We start from the raw sequence: 4,979 nt of genomic DNA on the forward strand, positions 1-4,979 counted from the left end.
CCCCCCCGCCGAGATCGAGAAGGAGATCATCGCGCTGGTGCGCGACAAGCTCGGGCCAGTCGCCGCCTTCAAGCTCGCCATTACCGTCGGCCGCCTGCCCAAGACGCGCTCCGGAAAGATCCTGCGCGGCACCATCAAGAAGATCGCCGACGGCGACTCCTGGACCATGCCGGCCACGATCGAGGATCCCAAGGCGCTCGACGAGATCGGCGAGGCGCTGAAGGGGCGGGTGTGAGGTGAACTTGGTCTGGTGGGACGCTGTCGCGCCGTTCCCGCTGTCATCACCCGCGAAGGCGGGTGATCCAGTATTCCACCAGCGTCAATTATCACGACCGCTGGTGATTACTGGATGCCCCGCCTCCGCGGGGCATGACATCTCATTCCATCATCAGCGCTACGCGCCCGATCGCCTTGCGGTCGATCAACAACCGCATCGCCTTCGCGTAGTCCTCCAGCGGCAGGCGGTGCGAGACGTTCGGACGCAGCTTGCCCTCCTCCGCCCACCGCAAGAGCGCCTTCAGGCGCACCTCACCCAGCGCGGGATCTTTCCGCACAGCTTCGCCGGCGCGCACGCCGAGCACGCTGGCCCCCTTGATCAGCAACAGGTTGGTCTTGGCCGAACCGATCCCGCCGGTGAAGCCGATCACCAGAAGCCGCGCGCCCCAGGCAATGCAGCGCATCGAGTCCTCGAACACCTGGCCTCCGACCGGATCGAACACGACGTCGGCGCCGCGGCCGTCGGTGATGCGCTTGACGGCATCGCGAAACGGCTCGCGGTCGTAGCGCACGAGATGATCGGCGCCGCGCGATTGCGCAACGGCGAGCTTCTCGTCGCTGGAGGCGGTTGCGATCACGGTCGCGCCCAGCATCTTGCCGATCTCGACGGCGGCAAGACCGACGCCGCCGCCGGCGCCGTGCACCAGCAGCACCTCGCCCGGCGCGACCCGGCCGCGATCGATCAGCGCATGATAGGCGGTGCCGTGGCCCGCGAGGTAAGTCGCAGCCTCCGCATAGTCGAAGGTGGACGGCATCGGCGTCAGCTGCGACGGCGAGACCACAGCTTCGTCGGCGAATGCGCCATGGCGCATCTTGACGATGACCTTGTCGCCGACGGCAACGCCGCTTGCCTCTGATCCCACCTCGGTGACGTCGCCGGCGGCTTCCATGCCCGGCGTGAATGGCAGCTCCGGCTTGAGCTGGTATTCGCCGGCGGCCATCAGCACGTCGGGAAAATTCAGCCCGGCTGCACGGATCGCGACCCGCACCTCGCCGGGCTTCACGGCCCGGGGCGGAAACTCTTCCAGCCGCAACGTCTCGGGCGGGCCGAGCTCACGGCAGACGACGGCGCGCACCATCAGGCCGCGCTCGCCTTGGTGCGCATGAGCGCCTCGCGGATCAACGGCAGCCGGTCGTTGCCGAAGTACATGTCGGTTTTGTTCACGAAGATCGTCGGCGAGCCGAAGCCGCCGCGGGCGACCACCTCTTCGGTATTGGCCTTGAGCTGGTCCTTGATCCCCTGCTCGGCAATCCCTGCGAAGAATTTCGCCTCGTCGACACCAACTTTCTTGCAGATCTCGGCGAGCACCACGTCCTGCGAGATGTCCTTGTCTTCGCCCCAATAGGCCTCGAACACGCCGGTCGCGAACGGCACCATGTCCTTGCCGAGCCAGATGCAGCCGCGCATGGCCTTGACGCTGTTCACGGGAAACACCGTCGGCGGCATCTTGATCGCAAGGCCGGCCGAGCGGGCCCAGTCCTGCAGATCCTTCTTCATGTAGCGCGCCTTCAGCGGCACCGGCTTCTCGCGCTGCGCGTAGACGCTGGGGTTGACCGTGTTGAAGATGCCGCCGACCAGGATCGGCCGCCAGACGATCTCGGCGCCCACCTCCTTCGCCAGCGGCTGGATGTTGTGGAAAGCGAGATAGGTCCAGGGGCTGGAACAGTCGAAGAAGAATTCGATCATGGGGGTTTCCTTTGTCGCGTCTTGTCTCGTCATCGTCATTCCGGGGCGCGCCTTCTTGGCGCGAACTATGGTGCGCAATTGCGCACCTGAGAATCCATTTTGCCTCTCGTTCCGCGGCCCGATGGATTCCGGGTTCGCGCTTCGCGCGCCCCGGAATGACGGCGCGGCCATCACTTCCTTCCCAGCACTTCCTTAGCCCGTTGCCCGAACATGATCTTGCGTGATTCCTCGTCGAACGGCTCCTTCACGAACTTGCCGATCGCAAGCCCCGCCTGCACCTGCGGCCTGGCGCGGACCTCGGCATACCAGCGTTTCACGTTCGGATAGTCGTCGAGGGTGAAACCCTGCGCCTTGTGGGTCATGGTCCAGGGGAAGCAGGCGATGTCGGCGATGGAATAGCCGCCAGCAACGAAAGCTCCGGTCTTCCCCAGCTGCCGGTCGAGCACGCCGTAGAGCCGCGCCGCCTCGTCGCGATAGCGCGCGATCGCGTAAGGAATCTTCTCGGCCGCATAGAGTGCGAAGTGCCCGTGCTGGCCGAGCATCGGTCCGAGCCCGGCCATCTGCCACATCACCCATTGGATCGTGGTGGAACGGTCGCGCAAGTCCGCCGGCAGAAAGCGGCCGGTCTTTTCCGCCAGATAGATCAGGATCGCGCCGGTCTCGAAAGCCGCGAACGGCGCGCCGCCGTCGGCGGGCTCGTGATCGACGATCGCGGGAATACGGTTGTTCGGGGAGATCGCAAGAAACTCAGGGCTGAACTGCTCGCCGGCGCGGATGTCCACGGGCTTCACGGTGTAAGGCAGCCCGAGTTCCTCCAGCATGATCGAGATTTTCCAGCCGTTCGGCGTCGGCGCGTAATAGAGGTCGATCATGACCTTTTCCCTTGGTATTCCCCATCGCCGCCGCTGGTTCAGAGAGCGACTTTCGTTGTCCTGTACCTCGACGTTAGGACATGGCAGGAAGGGGCGCAACACAACCTGCCGGGAGAGCCGCCATGCTGTTTCCAACCACGATCGCCGGCTCCTTGCCGAAGCCGGAATGGCTGGCCGAGCCCAACATGCTGTGGGCGCCCTGGAAGTCAGAGGGTGACGAGCTGCTCCGGGCCAAGCGAGATGCGACGCTAATCTGGCTGAAGATCCAGGAGGACGCCGGCATCGACATCGTCACCGAGGGCGAGCAGGCCCGGCAGCATTTCGTCCACGGTTTCCTGGAGAAGATCGAGGGCATCGATTTCGCCCACAAGGTCGAGATGGGCATCCGCAAGGACCGCTACAAGGCGATGGTGCCGCAGGTGGTCGCCCCGCTCCGCCTGAAGGATCGCGTCCACGCCTTCGAGGCGCGTGTGGCGCGCACGCACACGAAGAAGAAGCTGAAATTCACCCTGCCCGGCCCGATGACCATCATCGATACCATTGCCGACCGCTATTACGGCGACCGCGTCAAGATGGCGTTTGCCTTCGCCGAGCTGCTCAACGAGGAGGCCAAGGCCCTGCAGGCCGACGGCGTCGATCTCGTGCAGTTCGACGAGCCCGCCTTCAACGTCTACATGGACGAGGTCAACGATTGGGGCATCAAGGCGCTGGAGCGCGCCGCGCAGGGGCTGACCTGTACCACTGCCGTGCACATCTGCTACGGCTACGGCATCAAGGCCAACACCGACTGGAAGGAGACCCTGGGCAGCCAGTGGCGGCAATACTAGCAGATCTTCCCGGCCATCGACGCCAGCCCGATCCAGCAGGTCGCGATCGAGTGCCGGAATTCGAAGGTGCCGCTCGACCTGCTCGCGCTGCTCAAGAACAAGATCGTGCAGGCCGGCGTGATCGACGTCGCCAGCGACACGGTGGAGACCGCCGAGGACGTCGTGAAGGTGATCGACGCGGTGGCGCGATTCGTACCCAAGAGCAACATCATCGCGACCACCAATTGCGGCATGGCGCCGATGCGTCGCGAGATCGCCGAAGCCAAGCTGATGGCGCTCGGCGCCGGCGCGGCGCTGGCGCGCGAAAAGCTGGGGTGAGACACCTAATTGCGCGGCAGCGACGTTCCGGTTCCGGGCGCTGACTCGCGCGTTCTGACGGCGACTTGCTGGTCATCGCCCTTGCAGGCATGGCCGTCGAGCGACTTCAGCCCGAGCAGATATTGGCCGTGCTCGTGCAAGTTGCTCGTCATGTACCTGTCGATGCGGGTCAGAAAGTTCAGCATTTGACTCTCTCCTCGATGTTGCACGAGAAGGTAAGCTGCCGGGCATAGCCGATCGATGGGACCGACGGGACGATGTTATAAAGGCGGTATAGCCGCCATCGGAACGACCATAGGATACGTCTAGCTGAGTGCCGTCGGATGCAGCCTGGGTTGATAACCCGCGCTCAGCGCACGCAGCGTCGAGGGCGGCGTCAAGAGCCTGGCGTCGTCGAGCCGCCCCTGAGCATCGGCATAGCCCGCCGGCGACCACCGCAGCACCCGTCCCTGCAGCACCAAAAAGCTGTCTTCGCCCTGCTGCACCATCGCGCCGTCGGGTAGGCCCGACAGCGGCATCGGGAGCGGGTGCAATCGCTTGCGGCCGCGATCGAGACGCTCGCGATGCAGAACGGCATCCATCTCCTTCGCGCTGATGCCGCTCGCACCATTGCCCTTCTCCCACGCCGCGCGAAACCGTTTGGCGTCGTCCCGTCTGCAAAAGAAGCAGGGCCGGTGTCCGGCGGCAAAGGCCGTCGGCTCGTCGAGAAAGAACAACTCGGTCCAGCTCCGCCGCGCCATCACAGGCCGCCGCCAGCCGCGGAATTCGCACAGGCATGTGATCCATGCCGGCGACGACCAGCGCTTGTTCAGCAGCGTCTTCGTTGCGGGGTCGTGGATGATGCCGCGATTGCCGGTGAAGAGGCCGCGATGCGGGGTGGCGATGATATCGCCGGTGGGCGTGACCCGGTTCTGGAGGGGCATTTTTTCGGTACCGTCATTCCGGGGCGATGCCCAGCATCGAACCCGGAATCTCGAGATTCCGGGTTCGATGCTGGGC

At 64.8% G+C, this 4,979-nt stretch carries 5 protein-coding genes and 2 pseudogenes; 2 read left to right on the top strand and 5 right to left on the bottom strand.

From position 1 onward, the window contains the following. Window positions 1-235: pseudogene (gene prpE / locus JHD07_RS25860) on the top strand (propionyl-CoA synthetase); the annotation flags it as partial. Window positions 236-377: 142 nt separating this feature from the next. On the opposite strand, the gene JHD07_RS25865 reads toward prpE, so the two are convergent. From JHD07_RS25865 to JHD07_RS25875, 3 genes are all read right to left on the bottom strand, one after another. Continuing rightward, window positions 378-1,355, bottom strand: coding sequence for an NADPH:quinone oxidoreductase family protein (locus JHD07_RS25865; RefSeq protein ID WP_291627201.1), 978 nt, complete (start codon window positions 1,353-1,355; stop codon window positions 378-380). Beyond that, window positions 1,355-1,963: a 2-hydroxychromene-2-carboxylate isomerase gene (locus JHD07_RS25870; protein WP_291627203.1), complete on the bottom strand. Its 609-nt coding sequence runs from the start codon at window positions 1,961-1,963 to the stop codon at window positions 1,355-1,357. The genes JHD07_RS25865 and JHD07_RS25870 overlap by 1 nt, the downstream gene beginning before the upstream one ends. A 170-nt stretch (window positions 1,964-2,133) precedes the next feature. Continuing rightward, window positions 2,134-2,835, bottom strand: coding sequence for a glutathione S-transferase N-terminal domain-containing protein (locus tag JHD07_RS25875; protein ID WP_291627204.1), 702 nt, complete (start codon window positions 2,833-2,835; stop codon window positions 2,134-2,136). A gap of 122 nt (window positions 2,836-2,957) precedes the next feature. On the opposite strand from JHD07_RS25875, the pseudogene JHD07_RS25880 reads away from it, so the two are divergent. Continuing rightward, window positions 2,958-3,980 (top strand): annotated as a pseudogene (locus JHD07_RS25880) (methionine synthase). A 5-nt stretch (window positions 3,981-3,985) separates the two neighbouring features. Here JHD07_RS25880 and JHD07_RS25885 read toward each other — a convergent pair. Then, window positions 3,986-4,165 carry a hypothetical protein gene (locus JHD07_RS25885; RefSeq protein WP_291627207.1) on the bottom strand — a complete coding sequence of 60 codons (180 nt, stop codon included), beginning with the start codon at window positions 4,163-4,165 and terminating at the stop codon, window positions 3,986-3,988. 120 nt (window positions 4,166-4,285) lie between these two features. Continuing rightward, window positions 4,286-4,903, bottom strand: a complete 618-nt coding sequence (locus JHD07_RS25890; protein WP_291627209.1) for a hypothetical protein — start codon at window positions 4,901-4,903, stop codon at window positions 4,286-4,288. Window positions 4,904-4,979: the final 76 nt, after the last annotated feature.

Origin of the sequence: Bradyrhizobium sp. (assembly GCF_016462955.1) — a bacterium.
Taxonomy (GTDB): domain Bacteria; phylum Pseudomonadota; class Alphaproteobacteria; order Rhizobiales; family Xanthobacteraceae; genus Bradyrhizobium.

Coding starts and splice junctions, on each gene's coding strand:
- JHD07_RS25865 (WP_291627201.1), bottom strand. CDS start 1,355: ATGGTGCGCGCCGTCGTCTGCCGTGAGCTCGGCCCGCCCGAGACGTTG.
- JHD07_RS25890 (WP_291627209.1), bottom strand. CDS start 4,903: ATGCCCCTCCAGAACCGGGTCACGCCCACCGGCGATATCATCGCCACC.
- JHD07_RS25870 (WP_291627203.1), bottom strand. CDS start 1,963: ATGATCGAATTCTTCTTCGACTGTTCCAGCCCCTGGACCTATCTCGCT.
- JHD07_RS25885 (WP_291627207.1), bottom strand. CDS start 4,165: ATGCTGAACTTTCTGACCCGCATCGACAGGTACATGACGAGCAACTTG.
- JHD07_RS25875 (WP_291627204.1), bottom strand. CDS start 2,835: ATGATCGACCTCTATTACGCGCCGACGCCGAACGGCTGGAAAATCTCG.